Origin of the sequence: Burkholderia sp. MS455, assembly GCF_016899445.1 — a bacterium.
Taxonomy (GTDB): domain Bacteria; phylum Pseudomonadota; class Gammaproteobacteria; order Burkholderiales; family Burkholderiaceae; genus Burkholderia; species Burkholderia pyrrocinia_C.
Genome location: NZ_CP041778.1, coordinates 2,782,984 through 2,797,941 on the forward strand (window position 1 = coordinate 2,782,984; position 14,958 = coordinate 2,797,941).

At 65.0% G+C, this 14,958-nt stretch carries 12 protein-coding genes; 4 read left to right on the forward strand and 8 right to left on the reverse strand.

Annotation, left to right across the window (positions count from 1 at the left end; translation table 11 throughout):
- Positions 1-79 precede the first annotated feature (79 nt).
- Positions 80-505 carry a PACE efflux transporter gene (locus tag FPJ27_RS16830; RefSeq protein ID WP_204421875.1) on the forward strand — a complete coding sequence of 142 codons (426 nt, stop codon included), beginning with the start codon at positions 80-82 and terminating at the stop codon, positions 503-505.
- A gap of 69 nt (positions 506-574) precedes the next feature.
- On the opposite strand, the gene FPJ27_RS16835 is transcribed toward FPJ27_RS16830, so the two are convergent.
- Together FPJ27_RS16835 and FPJ27_RS16840 are read right to left on the reverse strand one after the other, a co-directional pair.
- Positions 575-1,609: a M35 family metallo-endopeptidase gene (locus FPJ27_RS16835; RefSeq protein WP_239483220.1), complete on the reverse strand. Its 1,035-nt coding sequence runs from the start codon at positions 1,607-1,609 to the stop codon at positions 575-577.
- A gap of 28 nt (positions 1,610-1,637) precedes the next feature.
- Entirely contained in the window at positions 1,638-2,198 is a 561-nt protein-coding gene (locus FPJ27_RS16840; protein ID WP_204421877.1) for a hypothetical protein, read from the reverse strand.
- Between the two features lie 205 nt (positions 2,199-2,403).
- On the opposite strand from FPJ27_RS16840, the gene FPJ27_RS16845 reads away from it, so the two are divergent.
- The gene (locus tag FPJ27_RS16845) at positions 2,404-3,687 is read left to right on the forward strand and encodes an IS256 family transposase (protein ID WP_204420906.1); all 1,284 of its coding nucleotides are present in this window, start codon (positions 2,404-2,406) and stop codon (positions 3,685-3,687) included.
- A gap of 35 nt (positions 3,688-3,722) precedes the next feature.
- On the opposite strand, the gene FPJ27_RS16850 is transcribed toward FPJ27_RS16845, so the two are convergent.
- The 6 genes from FPJ27_RS16850 to FPJ27_RS16875 form a co-directional block, all read right to left on the reverse strand.
- Positions 3,723-4,007, reverse strand: coding sequence for a hypothetical protein (locus FPJ27_RS16850; protein WP_204421878.1), 285 nt, complete (start codon positions 4,005-4,007; stop codon positions 3,723-3,725).
- Positions 4,008-4,348: 341 nt separating this feature from the next.
- Complete coding sequence (locus FPJ27_RS16855) at positions 4,349-5,305, reverse strand: IS5 family transposase (protein ID WP_204421564.1); 957 nt, start codon at positions 5,303-5,305, stop codon at positions 4,349-4,351.
- A 180-nt stretch (positions 5,306-5,485) separates the two neighbouring features.
- On the reverse strand, positions 5,486-6,433 hold the full coding sequence (locus FPJ27_RS16860) for a choline ABC transporter substrate-binding protein (RefSeq protein ID WP_034180834.1): 948 nt from the start codon (positions 6,431-6,433) through the stop codon (positions 5,486-5,488).
- A gap of 98 nt (positions 6,434-6,531) precedes the next feature.
- Positions 6,532-7,530, reverse strand: a complete 999-nt coding sequence (locus tag FPJ27_RS16865) for a GlxA family transcriptional regulator (protein ID WP_034180835.1) — start codon at positions 7,528-7,530, stop codon at positions 6,532-6,534.
- A 109-nt stretch (positions 7,531-7,639) separates the two neighbouring features.
- Complete coding sequence (gene choW / locus FPJ27_RS16870; protein WP_072444506.1) at positions 7,640-8,536, reverse strand: choline ABC transporter permease subunit; 897 nt, start codon at positions 8,534-8,536, stop codon at positions 7,640-7,642.
- Entirely contained in the window at positions 8,529-9,698 is a 1,170-nt protein-coding gene (locus tag FPJ27_RS16875; protein ID WP_244137354.1) for a glycine betaine/L-proline ABC transporter ATP-binding protein, read from the reverse strand. The genes choW and FPJ27_RS16875 overlap by 8 nt, the downstream gene beginning before the upstream one ends.
- A gap of 655 nt (positions 9,699-10,353) precedes the next feature.
- On the opposite strand from FPJ27_RS16875, the gene FPJ27_RS16880 reads away from it, so the two are divergent.
- Positions 10,354-13,302 carry a DUF2339 domain-containing protein gene (locus tag FPJ27_RS16880; RefSeq protein ID WP_204421879.1) on the forward strand — a complete coding sequence of 983 codons (2,949 nt, stop codon included), beginning with the start codon at positions 10,354-10,356 and terminating at the stop codon, positions 13,300-13,302.
- The gene (locus tag FPJ27_RS16885) at positions 13,299-14,657 is read left to right on the forward strand and encodes a DUF3999 domain-containing protein (protein WP_204421880.1); all 1,359 of its coding nucleotides are present in this window, start codon (positions 13,299-13,301) and stop codon (positions 14,655-14,657) included. Before FPJ27_RS16880 ends, FPJ27_RS16885 begins: the two co-directional genes overlap by 4 nt.
- Positions 14,658-14,958: the final 301 nt, after the last annotated feature.

The window sequence follows — 14,958 nt, forward strand, 5'->3', positions numbered from 1 at the left end:
GCAGGTGCGCAACGCGAATAGCCTTGCGGGACGTCGCGGCACGGTGCCGCGGCGGTTGCCGTCGAACCGGAGAAACAACGTGCAAGGCCTACCGCGCAGGATCACGCAGGCGGTGCTCTACGAAACGATCGCCATCTCCTGCATCTCGCCCGCGATCGCGGCGATCTTCAAGCAGGATCTCGTCTATTCGGGCGCGCTGTCGGCGACGATGTCGGCGATCGCGCTGCTGTGGAACATGATCTTCAACGCGCTGTTCGAGCGCTGGGAAGCGTCGCGCCGGCAGCCGGCACGCACGCTCGGGCGGCGGATCCTGCACGCCACGGGATTCGAAGGCGGGCTGATCTTCATGCTCGTACCCGTCGTGTCGCGGTGGCTCGACATCTCGTGGTTCGACGCGTTCGTCGTCGATATCGGGCTGTTCGCGTTCTTCTTCTGCTACGCGTTCGTGTTCCAGTGGGCGTTCGATCGCGTGTTCGACGTGCCGGCGGCGACGAAGGGATCGTGAATCGGACGTCTATCATTGCAAGACGGCGGCGGGAGTATGCCCTGACGCCGCCTCACTTCACGAGGCGCCTTACATATCGGCACAACAATTTCCGGGGCAGCCAGGAAGCAACGTTATCTCAGCCCGCTTCGCATTTTCACTGTCTTGAATACTCATACGCTTATAGACATAACTATGAATAGCATAGCGCTCCTGTTCTAACCCGAAATGCCGTAACAGACGATGAGTGGCCTCGGCACGCCTGGCAGACAATTCTTCAGGATCGGTTTCCGTGGACTCCGCTACGCCGCTCACGGCTACGCCTTCACGAAGCGGAAATCTTGACAACATATCCGATACCCAGCCTCTCAGCTTCTCCGCTTGCTCCGCGCTCACCGATACAGAATTATTCTCAAACATAAGGTCATAATTCTGCCCCGGCAAATTCTCGGATCCATCACAAGCATACGAATTTGTGGACACCCACAGAAAAATCACACCTTTAATCAAGCCATACAACACATATGCCGCAATACTGTCCGCATTTTTAATTGCCATCTTCGGGTTATCTTGCCCCCACTTCGGGAGAAATCGCGTGATGCCATATTTTGGATCGCCCGCTCCAAACGTATCCTTGAAATGAGTGCACTCGTGGATGATCGTCGACAACTTCGAGGTGGCCGCCCGACTTCGATCACGAATCGTACAGAATTCCTCGTGGATGCTTATCGTATGCGTTGCCGTGTCGGGACCACAGACGTGCGCGACAGTCCTGACACTCTTGTTGGTAGGCAAGCATCCAAGAGATCGATCCAGATCAGGATGAGCCCTCATAAAATTCGCAGGGCCTAGTGATCGCATGACTGCCAGAGTAGCAGTCAGTCCGGTGATAAGGCTGAGACGAATCCCGTCGTCATTCGCGCCGAACCACGTCCAGACTCGCGTACGTTCGTTCTGCGACCACTCTGCCAGTCTTTTGAGTCGCTCCTCCACAAGGTCCGCTCCTTCATCGCGAAGTTGCATCACCAGGTTTCTAAACTCTGCGTCGCTCATGGTCGGGCAGATGGGTGGTCCGTTGAGCGTCAGTAGAACTTTCAGCTTCGAACCCTGCGTAGTGTTCGTCACTGCCGAATCGTGGACGCAAACATATTCGTTACAAGGCATCGTTATTGTTCTCCACCACCTCAAGCCTGAGTTTTTCGGCACGACGTGTCGTTACACGCTGAGTGTTCCCTTCGAAATCCGTGACACCGCTGAAGATTCGACCTGATGTTGTTTGTATGCGGTATCGGACATGCGCAAGCGGCTGGCCACTTTTCTCATCGCACAAAACATACTGTTCGTCATGTTCGTCGTTGGTTGCCGAGGTCGAATGAGCATGATTTCGGCCCAGCCTCACCGGGGCTCCGGCCGGCTGATCGCTGACGATCATGCGCCTCCCCCGCTCGGCATAAAAGACCGGCGATGGATTGCACCCGCAAACATTGATATCGCCGCTCAGCGCCCACGGCTGACCATTGGGCGCTGTGCCAGGCAAACGTGGACCTTCCGGCGCGACATACCCTTCCTGCTCGCAAGCGGCACAATAGGTCTTCATATAGAGCGTCGCGATATGCACTCGCGGCGGCGGATTGGAACAGGTGACATTCGGCAGCCCTTCGATGATCGTCGCGCTGCCACCGCTATCCCCTTGTGCGAGAAAGTAGCGGATCATGCGACCTCGCCTCGACGCACAGCGCCCGGTTGCTTCACCACCCTGAGCCAGCTACCCGACGCCAGCCTTTCTCGCTCCGGGATGCCGGTGGAGCTAATGTCGGAAGTGGTGTACGGCGGTGTGGAGCGGAATCGGCGGGAGGCGGTGGCGATTGCAGGAGAATGTTGCTTTCCAAGGTAACGAACCCAGCAACCAATCCACCACCATGGCGAAACGTAATCGGGAAGCGAACGACAGTCAAGCAACGGAAACAGAATTCAAGGGGCCCGTCGGCCTGGACGAGTTGATCCAGCAAGGCGCGCGGCAGATTATCCAGCAAGCGATCGAGGCGGAATTGAAGGCATTGCTCGAGCAATATTCGAACGTGAAGACGCTGGACGGCCGGCGGGCGATCGTGCGCAACGGCTATCTGCCTGAGCGAGACGTTGTCACGGCAATCGGACCGGTAACGGTCCAGGTGCCGAAGGTCCGCGATCGCTCGGGCTCGGGGGTAAAGTTCAACTCGGAGATCGTGCCGCCCTACGTGCGCAAGTCGCCGCGTGTGTCGTCGGCGCTGCCGTGGCTGTATCTGCGCGGCGTCTCGACCGGCGACATGAGCGAAGCGCTCAGCGTATTGCTCGGCGACCAGGCGAAAGGCCTGTCGGCAAATACCGTCATTCGTCTCAAAGCGATCTGGGCGGACGAATTCGCGCAATGGAACAATCGGGACTTGTCGGCGGCCCGCTGGGTCTACTGGTGGGCCGACGGCATTCATACTGGGGCGCGCAGCGAGGATTCCGACGGGCAATGTCTGCTGGTGATCATCGGCGTGAAGCCAGACGGCAGCAAGGAACGCGTCGCGCTCGCCGACGGCTACCGCGAGTCGAAGGATTCGTGGGTCGAGCTACTGCTCGATCTGAAGGCTCGCGGTCTACAAGCCGGCCCACTGCTAGCCGTCGGCGACGGCGCGATGGGCTTGTGGGCGGCACTCGAGGAAGTGTTCCCGCAGACGCGGCACCAGCGCTGCTGGTTTCACAAGATCGGCAACGTGCTCAACGCGTTGCCGAAGTCGCAGCAGGGCAAGGCCAAGGCCGCGCTCGCGGAGATCTGGAACGCCGCGACGCGCGCCGATGCGATCGTCGCCTACGATCAGTTCGTCGCGACCTATACGGCCAAATATCCGAAAGCTGTCGAGAAGGTCACGAAGGATCGCGACGAGCTGCTCGCGTTTTACGACTTCCCGGCCGAGCACTGGCAGCATGTGCGCACGACGAATCCGATCGAGTCGACCTTCGCGACGGTCCGCCACCGCACGACCCGCACGCGAAACTGTCTGTCGCGCGCGACCTTCCTCGGCATGGCCTTCAAGCTCATCGAAGCAGCAGAGGAATCATGGCGCCGCATTCGCGGTGTCGACAAAATCGAACAGATCTTGAACGGCGTGCCCTTCAAGGACGGAACACCGGTGACCGAGAGCACACCGGCTCCTGCTCAACCGCTTGCCGCTTGATCATGCTGCTCGACTGTCGTACACCACATTTGACATTAGCTCATGCCGGTGATGACATCACCGTTATCGAGTTCGCTGCCGACAGACACGAGCCGTTTGAAATCGCCGTAATCGGCCAGGTTAAAGTCACCGACGATCCAGGCTGCGTCCGCAATAGCAGCCTCACCGCCATCCTCGTAAGCAACGACGTTGCTCGCGCAAGCGACCGCTGGCCCGACAATCGTCGGCCCGCTGCTGGTCCGGGCGTTCCACCCGCCCCGCGCGGTAAACCAGCCGCTGGTGGCAAACAAATGGGTGGGTGATTTTTTCTGGTGCGGCATCCTGACTCCCCTTCGTGAGATTGGTGCGAATGACACACACCAAAATGCGCGATCCGAAAGGGGCTTTCAATCATACGAATTCGAAATTCGTATAACTAATTTTTATTATATTTCTTTATCTCAATTTTTTATCGGTCACCCGGGACACCGCCCGAGTCGATCTCAGGCAGTCAGCTATCACGATAATCCAGTATTCGGCCAACTGCGGGAAATGCGCTGACACTCGCCGGACAAGCCTGAAGATCGCCCCCGAACACCGGGTATCTACCCTGTCGTTCGGGGGCGTACGGCGTTGTTGCATAAATCGAGCGTGATGACGAGGTAAGGCCTATGTTCATGTTTCAGGCAATGCGAACGGATTGCGGGCGTGCGAGGTCCGCCATGCGATTCAGCACGCCCACGCGGATAGCGACCTCGGTGGCCTGCGTATCGGTGCGTCGTGCCCACAAGTGGTTACCCGTGAGCATCTTGAAGCGATACATCGCGTTCTCCACGAGCGAGCGCCGATGGTAGCCGCTGCCCTTCTTCCATTCGTCGCGGCCGAGGCGGGCGGTCGTATCGACGGCGTCATTGCGCCACTTCGCGCCGGACGTGTTCGCGGGCCAATGAGCGGCGCCTTCGCGCGGCGGAATCGAGGGCGTTGCGCCGCGTGCGGCGATCGCGGCATGACAGGGTTTGGTGTCGTAGGCCCCGTCACCGCCGATGACATCGAGCAACTCGTCGTCCGGGATCTGGTTGAGCAGTTCGGCCAGGACGTCACCGTCGGCGACGTCCTGATGCGTCATCAGCGCGGCACGTACCTGACCGGTGTTCGCGTCGAGCCCGAGATGCACTTTGCGCCATGTGCGACGCTTCGAATAGCCATGCTGGCGCACCTTCCATTCGCCTTCGCCGTAGACCTTCATGCCGGTGCTGTCGACCACCAGATGGATCGGCTCGCCGTCGCCAATGACCGGCAGTTGGACCTCATGCGTCTGCGCTCGGCGACTCAGTGTCGTGTAGTTCGGCACGGGTAAGGTGGCGAAAGCCAGCTCGCGCAGGCTTTGCGCGAAGCCTTGCAGCGCGCGCAGCGGCAGACGGAACACGGTCTTGATGCCCAGCAGCGCCTGGATCAGCGCGTCGCTGTACAAACGCGGACGGCCGCGCGTCGGCCCGGCCTCCAGCGTGCTCGCCAGGGCGGCTTCATCGATCCACATCGTGACGTTACCTCGGTTGATCAGGCCGGCGTTGTAGGCTGGCCAGTTCTTGACTCGGTAGCGCGCCTTCCGCTCGCTCGTCTTGCCCTTGTCCCTGCGCATCTTCTCGAAGCCAAAAATCGAGAATCTACGCAGGAACCCGAATCGTTAACAGGGGTGCCGGACCGGCCGTTGTGTGTAAACGTCAGTCGACCGCGGGCGTGCCAGATTTATGCAACAACGCCGGGGCGTACGACCACCGTCAAACCTCAAACAAAAGTGGCAAAGACCTGAAAACTCCGCTCAATGCACGCCGAGATAAGCCTTCACCGCCGGCAGCCCCGGCTTCCCGTCGAGCGTCGTCACGCCCGCGAGCCACTTGTCGAGCGCCTGCGGGTTCGCCTTCAACCACGCGGCCGCCGCCTTGTTCGGGTCTTCCTTGTTCATGATCGGCATCATCACGTGGTTCTCGATCGTCGTCGTGAACTGCAGGTTCGACACGAACTTCGCGACGTTCGGGCAGCGCTGCGCGTAGTCGGGCGGCGTTGCCGTCAGCACCTTCGCCTCGCCGTAGTTCGGGCCGAACACGTCGTCGCCGCCGCTCAGGTAGTCGATCTTCATCTGCACGTTCATCGGATGCGGTTCCCAGCCGAGGAACACGATCCACTGCTTGTCGCGGATCGCGCGGTTGACCTCGACCAGCATCCCCGCCTCGCTCGACTCGACCATCTTGAACTTGCCGAGGCCGAACTGGTTGCCGTCGATCATCTTCTTGATCAGCAGGTTGCCGTCATTGCCCGGCTCGATCCCGTAGATCTTGCCGTTCAGCTTGTCTGCGTACTTCTGGATGTCCGCGAACGACTTCAGGCCGCCCTGGTACACGTAGTCGGGCACCGCGAGCGTGTATTTCGCACCGGTCAGGTTCGGCGTCGAGAGCACCTTGATCGTGCCGGCCTTCGTGAACGGCTGGATGATCGGGTCCATCGTCGGCGACCAGTAGCCGAGGAACACGTCGATCTGCTTGCTCTTGATCCCGGCAAACGTGATCGGCACCGATGCGATCGTCTTCGTCGGGCTGTAGCCGAGCCCCTGCAGCATCGTCGATGCGAGGCCCGTGGTCGCCGCGATGTCGGACCAGCCGACGTCCGCGAAGCGCACGTTCTTGCACACGGGCGGATCGGCTGCATAAACGGCCGACATCGGCGCGGTTATCCCGATCCCGCACACCGCTGCGATCAATAGGCGCTTCATCTTTCTTCTCCTCAAAGTGATGTCGTTTGCATGAATGCGGGATCGTTTATTGAAGCCGCGCACCGCGATCCCGGCGGCGTCGCGGGTCGTACAAACCGTCAGCGCCCCGGCAACCTGCGCTCGTAGCTCGGCGCATGGCCGAACTGCGCGCGGTACGCCTTGCTGAAATGACACGGCGAATGAAAACCGCAGACCGTCGTCACGCGCGCGATCGACGCATCGGTCGTGCGCAGCAGGTCGCGTGCGCGTTTCAGGCGCAGCGTCAGGTAATAATGGGTCGGCGACACGTTCAGGTACACCTTGAACATGCGCTGCAGGTGCCGCTGCGACAATCGCACGAGCCGCGCGAGCTCCTCGAGCGACAGCGGCTCCTCGATGTTCGCCTCCATCAGCCGCACGACCTCGATCAGCTCCGCACGCGAGAAGCCGACGCGCGCATCGACGGGAATCGGCTGAGTGTCGGTCGAGCTGCGGATGCGCTCCAGGATGAACTGCTCCGACACCTGCGCGGCAAGCTGCTGGCCGAACCGCATGCCGACGAGGTTCAGCATCAGGTCGAGCGGCGCGGTGCCGCCCGTGCAGGTCAGCCGGTCGCGGTCGACGACGAACAGCTCGTCGGCGAAGCCGACCTGCGGAAACTCGGAATGCAGCGCGGACAGGTTCTCCCAGTGCACGGTGCAGCGATAGCCGTCGAGCAGCCCGCTCGACATCAGCGCATACGCACCCGTGCAGATGCCGCCGAGCGGCAGCCCGCGTTCGGCGAGCGCCGCGAGCGTATCGCGCGCGCCCTCGTCGACCACGTCGCGAATGCGGATGCCGCCGCACACGATCATCACGTCGGGCAGGTTCGTGTAGTCGAGCGCCTGCGTGGGCCGTACCGCAATGCCGTTGCTGGCATGCGCGGGGAAACCGTCGAGCGAGTAGATCGACCACTTGTAATGATCGGCGCGCCCGACGTAGTTCGCCATCCGAAGCACTTCGACCGCGCTCGAAAACGCGATCATCGAAAAGTTCGGCAGCGTCAGGAAGCCGAAATGGGCGAGGGACGAAACCGGTGAAACGCAGGCGGCGGGCGCGACAGCGGCGGCGGACGTCACATCGGACTCCTGGCGAACAGGTTACAAGCGGCCAGCCCCGCGGCAAACGCCGCGGAAGCGGTTATCGAATCAGGGAAGGCGGCCGGAAGACGGGCCGGCCGCCGGTCAGTCAGGCTTGCGCGGGTGTGGCCTTCGCGCGAAAAAGCTGCTTGAGGCCCGAGAACAGCGGCGATTTCACGGCGCCGGGTGCACGGCCGAAGCTTTCGGTGATGCGGTCGAGAATGATCGCGAGCAGCACGACCGACAGACCGCTTTCGAAACCGAGGCCGATGTCGAGGCGCTGGATACTCGCGAGCACGTCGTTGCCGAGACCGCCCGCGCCGACCATCGACGCGATGATCACCATCGACAGCGCCATCATGATCGTCTGGTTCACGCCCTGCATGATCGACGGCAGCGCATTCGGGAACTGCACCTTGTACAGCAGTTGCCACGGCGTGCAGCCGAATGCCTGGCCGGCTTCGACGATCTCGCGGTTCACGTGGCGGATGCCGAGGCTCGTCAGGCGCACGGCGGGCGGCATCGCGAAGATCACCGTCGACAGGATCCCCGGCACGCGGCCGAGACCGAACAGCATCGCGGCCGGAATCAGGTAGACGAATGCGGGCATCGTCTGCATCAGGTCGAGAATCGGACGCACGATCGCGGCGACCCACTTGCTCTTCGCGGCCCAGATGCCGAGCGGGATACCGAGCACGAGGCTGATGATCGTCGACGACAGCGTGAGGCCAAGCGTGATGACCGTCTGGTCCCAGAAGCCCGTCGCGAAGATCAGCAGCAGCGACGCGGTCGTGAACAGCGCGAAGCGCCAGCCCACCCGCCATAGCCCGACGCCGATGAAGATCGCCATCATCAGCCACATCGGGATCGCTTGCAGGCCGTGTTCGACGAGCGCCGCGAGGCCCTCGATCGCCTGGCCGATCGCATCGAATGTCTTGGCGTCGTGGTCGAGCAGGTAGTGAACGGACTGGTCGACCCAGGTACCGAGCGGAATCATTTCAGACATGGGAACCTCGCGAACGCGTGATGGCTTTCAGGATGAGTGCGCGGTCGACCGAGCCGCAGTAGCAGCCGTCGTCGTCGACGACGGGCAGTGCGTTCGGGCTCGCCACCACGCGGGCGACAACGTGATCGAGCGTCGCGTCGCGGCGAATGCTTTCGATCGGACGGACGGACGGCGACGCATCGCCGATCGCGTCGCGCGTGACGAAGCCGCGGATCTTGCGTTGGGCGTCGAGCACGAACGCGTATTCGTCGTGGCCGTTCAGCGCCGCCGCGACGTTCGCGGCATCGCACTTCGACATGGTCGGCACGACACCCGTCTGCATCAGGTCGCCGGCGGTCAGGTAGCGGCTCGTGTCGATGCCGTCGAAGAACGCGCGCACGTAGTCGTCGGCCGGGTTCGCGATGATGTCCTGCGGCGTGCCGACCTGCACGAGCCTGCCGCCTTCCATGATCGCGATGCGGCTGCCGATGCGCAGCGCTTCCTCGAGATCGTGCGACACGAACATGATCGTGCGGCGCTGCTCCTTCTGGAGCTGCAGCAGCACGTCCTGCATTTCCCTGCGCTTGAGCGGATCGAGCGCGGAGAACGCCTCGTCCATGATCATCAGCGACGGGTTCACGGCCAGCGCGCGTGCGAGGCCGACACGCTGCTGCATCCCGCCCGACAGCTCGGACGGCAGCTTGTGCGAGAACGGCGCGAGGCCGACCTGCTCGAGCACTTCCATCGCACGGCGCTCGCGTTCCTTCTTGCCGACGCCCGCGACCTCGAGGCCGAACGCGGCGTTCGACACCACGGTGCGTTGCGGCATCAGCGCGAACGACTGGAACACCATGCTCATGTCCTTGCGGCGCAGTGCGGTGAGCGCCGAGCGGCGTGCCGACGCGACGTCGAGCCCGTCGATCAGCACCTTGCCGGCGCTCGGATCGACCAGCCGGTTCACGAGGCGGATCAGCGTGGATTTGCCGGAGCCGGACAGGCCCATCAGCACGAAAATTTCGCCTTCCTGCACATCGAAGGAGACGTTGTGTACGCCGACGACCTGACCGGTGCGCTTGAGCACTTCGTCCTTCGTCGCGCCGGCGGCGAGCATGTCGAGCGCCTGCTTCGGGTTGTTTCCAAACACCTTGCACAGACCTTCGACTACGACCTTGGGGGCATCCATCGAAACCTTCTCCTCGTGTAGCGGGGACTCACGCGAGTCATAGCGTGCCTACATAGTTGCTAGAAAAAACCCCGGCCTGCCGACGAATTACGACAAACGCTTGCGCAAATACGACACGGCCTCCAGCCCCGCCAGGCGGGCCGCTGCACGCGGCGGCCCCCGATTGCGGCAGCGCAATACGCGCACACCCAACAACGACGGGCATCGCACGCGGGACTTGTGCGCAGCAGCGCGGCGCGAATCGCATGTTTTTTTGCGCCAATCCGCATCGGGCGCGCGTCGTTTTGCGACAATTTCACGTCCGATCAGCCGGCGTCGCGACTGTCGTCAGATCAATGCATCCCGGCGGCCGTCTCGCCGTGCCTGCCGGCCCCCGCAAAAAGCATGACCGTACAGAAAAAACCGTGCCGCGCGATCGTCGTTAACGACGATCAGGCACGCATCGGGGCCTGTCCGCAACCCAGAAAATCCCGCATGCCCGCTGTGATACATTGCCGGCAAACACGCCGATCGCGCTGTTGCCGCGCGCCTTGCGCACGACGATCCGCCAACGGCGCGCGCATGCCGGTTCGCCTGCCGGCCGTGCTGAACCCGCCTCGATCCGGTGCGAACCGCGAGCGAAGGACGATAACGATACGAGAGAGGGAGTAAGGCGTTGAACTGGGCATTCGCCGTAATCGGCTTCATCATAGGCGGCATCGCCGCATTGATCGGGGATTTCTCGGCCGCGAACGGCTCGCTGCTCGGCGCCGTCGTCGGATTCTGCATCGGTCACGCGCTGCGGCAACACAAACCCAGGAACGACGGCGCCGCGCCCGACGCGTTCGAGATGCCCGCGACGCCGCCGCCCACGCCCGCGCCGCTCGTCGAGCGTGTCGCGCGCCTCGAAGCGACCGTCGAAACGCTCACGCGCGAACTCGATTCGCTGCGCGGCCAGCTCGCCGGCGCGAAGGCCGGTGCGGCCGGTGCCTCATCCGTTCCGCTCTCACCCGCTGGTTCGGCAACGCCACCGCCTGTGCAACCCGCAATCGCAGCCGCCGCGCGCGCGGGCACGCCAGCATCGACATCGGTGCCGACGCCGGCCGCGACACCGGCCACCGCAGCGCCCGCCCCCGTTCCCGCCGCCGCCCACGCAACGGCGAACGCACCCGCAACACCCGTCCGCCCCACCCCGCCCGCACCGCGCGAACCCGGCATCGCCGAACGTGCGTTCAGCGCCGCGCGCGACTGGCTGCTCGGCGGCAATACCGTCGTGCGCGTCGGGATCGTCGTGCTGTTCTTCGGCGTCGCGTTCCTGCTCAAGTACGCGGCCGACAACAACATGCTGCCGATCGAATTCCGCCTCGCGGGCACCGCGCTCGCCGCGGCCGCGCTGCTCGCGATCGGCTGGCGCGTGCGCGGGCGCCGCGCCGCGTACGGCCTCGTGCTGCAAGGCGGCGGCATCGGCATCCTGTACCTGACGATCTTCGCCGCGACCAAGCTTTATGCGCTGCTGCCCGTCGGCGCCGCGTTTCCGCTGATGGTCGCGGTCTGCGCGCTGAGCGCGTTCCTCGCGGTCAGGCAGAACGCGCTGCCGCTCGCGTTCATGGGTAGCGCGGGCGGCTTTCTCGCGCCGGTGCTGCTGTCGACCGGCCAGGGCAACCATGTCGCGCTGTTCAGCTACTACGCGCTGCTGAACGCCGGCATCTTCGCGATCGCGTGGTTCAAGGCATGGCGGCCGCTGAACCTGCTCGGCTTCGTGTTCACGTTCACGATCGGTTCGGCGTGGGGCGTGACGGCCTACCGCCCCGCGCTGTTCGCGAGCACCGAGCCGTTCCTGATCCTGTTCTTCCTGATGTATGTCGGCATCGCGCTGCTGTATGCGGTGAAACGCGAACTCGCGCTGCGGCACTACGTGGACGGCACGCTCGTGTTCGGCACGCCGATCGTCGCGACCGCGCTGCAGGCGTCGCTCGTAAAGGGCATGCCGTTCGGGCTCGCATGGAGCGCCGTCGCGCTGTCGGCGTTCTACGTCGCGGTCGCCGCATGGCTCGCGCGGCGCCGCGACCGCCTCGCGCTGCTGTTCGAGGCGATGCTCGCGCTCGCGGTGATCTTCGCGACGCTGGCCGTGCCGCTCGCGTTCTCGGGCCCGACGACGAGCGCCGCCTGGGCGATCGAAGGCGCGGCCGTCGTGTGGCTCGCGGTGCGCCAGAAGCGCCTGCTGCCGTTCGGCTTCGGCCTGCTGATGCAGGTCGCCGCGGCCGGCGCGTTCTTCACGAGCCTGCTCGGGCCGGCCGACGCAACCGCGCTGCCCGTGCTCAACAGCCCGTATATCGCGATGCTGCTGATCGCGCTCGCCGGCCTGTTCACCGGCTGGTGGCTGCACGGGCGCGGCGAAGCGCGCGCATGGCATGCGTGGATGCCCGAGATCGGCGCCGCGGCCGCGGCATGGGGGCTGCTGTGGTGGGTGAGCGGCGGGCTGCACGAGATCCTCGTCTACGCGAGCCGTCACGTCGACCTGCATGCCGACCGCTTCGTCGTCGACGCAACCGCGCTGTTCGCGGCCGGCACCGCGTGGCTCGCGCACGTCGCGCGCCGCCGGCTGGCATGGCCGCTCGCCGAATGGCCCGCGCTCGCGCTGACGCCGGTGCTGGCGCTGCTCGCGTTGCGCGCGTTCGATGCGTACGAAGCGCCGCTGTCGGGCCTCGGCGCGTTCGCGTGGCCCGTCGCCGTCGGCGCGGGTCTTGCGCTGCTGTGGCGCCAGTCGCGCGGACCGGCAAGCGCCGATGCCGCGCAGGGTGCGGCACCCGGCATCGGCCAAGCCACCGCCGCAGGCGTGATCGCGCCGCTGCATACGCTGATGTTCTGGACCCTGTGCGGGCTGCTGTCGCTCGAAGGCTTCTGGCGCCTGCGCGCATTCGTGCCCGAAGGCGCGTGGAGCTGGAGCGCGTGGGCCTACGGTTTCGGTGCGCTGCTCCTGCTCGTATCGGGCCCCGGCTCGCGCCTGCGCTGGCCCGTCGCCGCGTTCCCGCGCGCTTACCAGGTGTGGGGCGCGGCGCCGCTCGCCGCGCTGCTGTGGCTGTGGAGCATTGCCAGCGCGACAAGCGACGGCGACGCATCGCCGCTCTTCTGGCTGCCGCTGCTCAATCCGCTCGACATCGCGCAGTTCCTGGTCTTCGTCGCGTTCGCCGCGTGGCTGCGCCGCCTGAAGACGCTCGGCATCGCGTGGCATTCGCGCGCGATCGACTATGTTGCGATCGCAACCGTATTCCTGTGGTTCAACGCGCTGATGCTGCGCACGCTGCATCACTGGGCCGGCGTGCCGTACGAGTTCGGTGCGATGGCCGAATCGACGCTCGTGCAGGCGTCGGTGTCCGTGTACTGGACGGTCTGCGCGCTCGCGACAACGATCTGGGCCACGCGCCGCGGGCTGCGCCCGCTGTGGTTCGTCGGCGCCGCGCTGCTCGCGCTCACGGTCGTCAAGCTGTTCCTGTTCGACCTGTCGCACGTGACCGGCATCGAGCGCATCGTGTCGTTCATCGGCATCGGCGTGCTGCTGCTGTTGATCGGCTATTTCTCGCCGCTGCCGCCGAAGGCTGCGGCCCAACGGGACGACCCGCAATGAAACGACTCGCGGCCCTGCTCGGACTGAGCCTGCTCGCGTCGTTCGCGGCCGCCGACGGCACGCCAGGCGGTGGCCGCGTCGCGCAGCGCTTCTCGCTCGACCTCGACGGCAGCGCCGCGTATTACCAGCTCACCGTGCCGCAGCCCGTGTATGCGGCCAGCCGGCGCGACGATCTCGGCGACGTGCGCGTCTTCAACGGCGCGGGCGAGCCGGTTCCGTATTCGCTCGACGCACCCGCGTCGGCCGCGCCCGCCGTGCCGCCGTCGCGCACGCCGGTGCACTGGTTCCCGCTGCCGCCGGTGCGCGCCGATAACGGCAACGCGCCGCTCGGCGTGACGGTCGGCCCGGACGGCTCGCTGCGCGCGGCCGTCGCCACGCCGTCGCCGGCAAGGCGCGGCGCGGATCTCGTCGACCTGTCGCGTGCGAACGGCGCCGTCGACGCACTGCTCGTGCACGTGGGCGACGACAGCTACCAGGGGCGTGTCGCCGTCGATGCCAGCGACGACCTGCGCAACTGGCGCTCGCTCGGCAGCACGCAGTTGCTGAAGGTCGGCCGCGGCGACGACATGCTCGTGCAGGAACGCATCGCACTCGAAGGTGCGGCGCCGCGCTATCTGCGGCTGGACTGGCTCGACGGTGCGCCCGCGATCGCGTCGATCGACGTCGAAACCCATCCGCGCGACGCGCGCGGGACGGATACCGCATCCGTGCCGCGCCAATGGCGCGACGCCGCGCGCGTGCGGGCCGGCAGCGCACCCGGCGAGTATCTGTTCGACACCGACGGCGCGTATCCGGTCGACCGCGTGCGCATCGACCTGCCGCAGCCGAACACCGTCGCGCGCGCAACGCTGCAAAGCCGCGCCGACGCGCAGGCGCCGTGGCGCGACGTCGCGGGCGGCGTGCTGTTCCGGCTGCAGGGCAAGGCCGGCGAGCAGCGCAATCCGCCGCTCGAGTTCGCGGCGAACACGGATCGTGCGTGGCGGATCGTCGTCGACATGCGCAACGGCGGATTCGGCGCCGGCCAGCCGGCCGTCGCGATCGGCTGGCATCCGGCCGCGCTGACCTTCGTCGCACGCGGCACGCCACCGTTTACGCTCGGCGTCGGCGATGCGGCGCTCGTGTCGTCGGCCGTCAGCCGCGATGCGCTGCTGGTCGGCATGGCGCCCGAAGTCCGGCCCGCGCGCGTCGGCACGGCGCTGCCGATATCGGCGGTCGCGCCGGCGGCGGCTGCCGATACGGACGCGAAGCGCCGCTACGTGCTGTGGGGCGCGCTGGTCGTCGCGGTCGGCGTGCTCGGCACGATTGCCTGGCGTCTCGCGAAAGGCAGCGGCGAGTCGCGCAACCGCGACGAGTGACGCGACGCGCCTGCCGCGTGTCTTTATGCAGCGTTTCGGCACTCCTGTTTCTTTCGACGGCCGCAACGCATCCCTGCGACGAACCGTCGTGACCGCGTTCGGCTTCGCTCTTCGCTGGCCGACACCATCGCGCGCACGATCGCGCTGCATCCGTTTCCACTTGAACCATCTTATGAAGGTTCGCGTGAAGATCGCGGCAAAGCATAAAAAGCGCGTAAACATCGGTTTCGCCGCGACGCGGCGGGGGGGTCTCATGGGCCGTATACGAGCGGAAGCGCCACACTCCGCTCACGCGACGTTT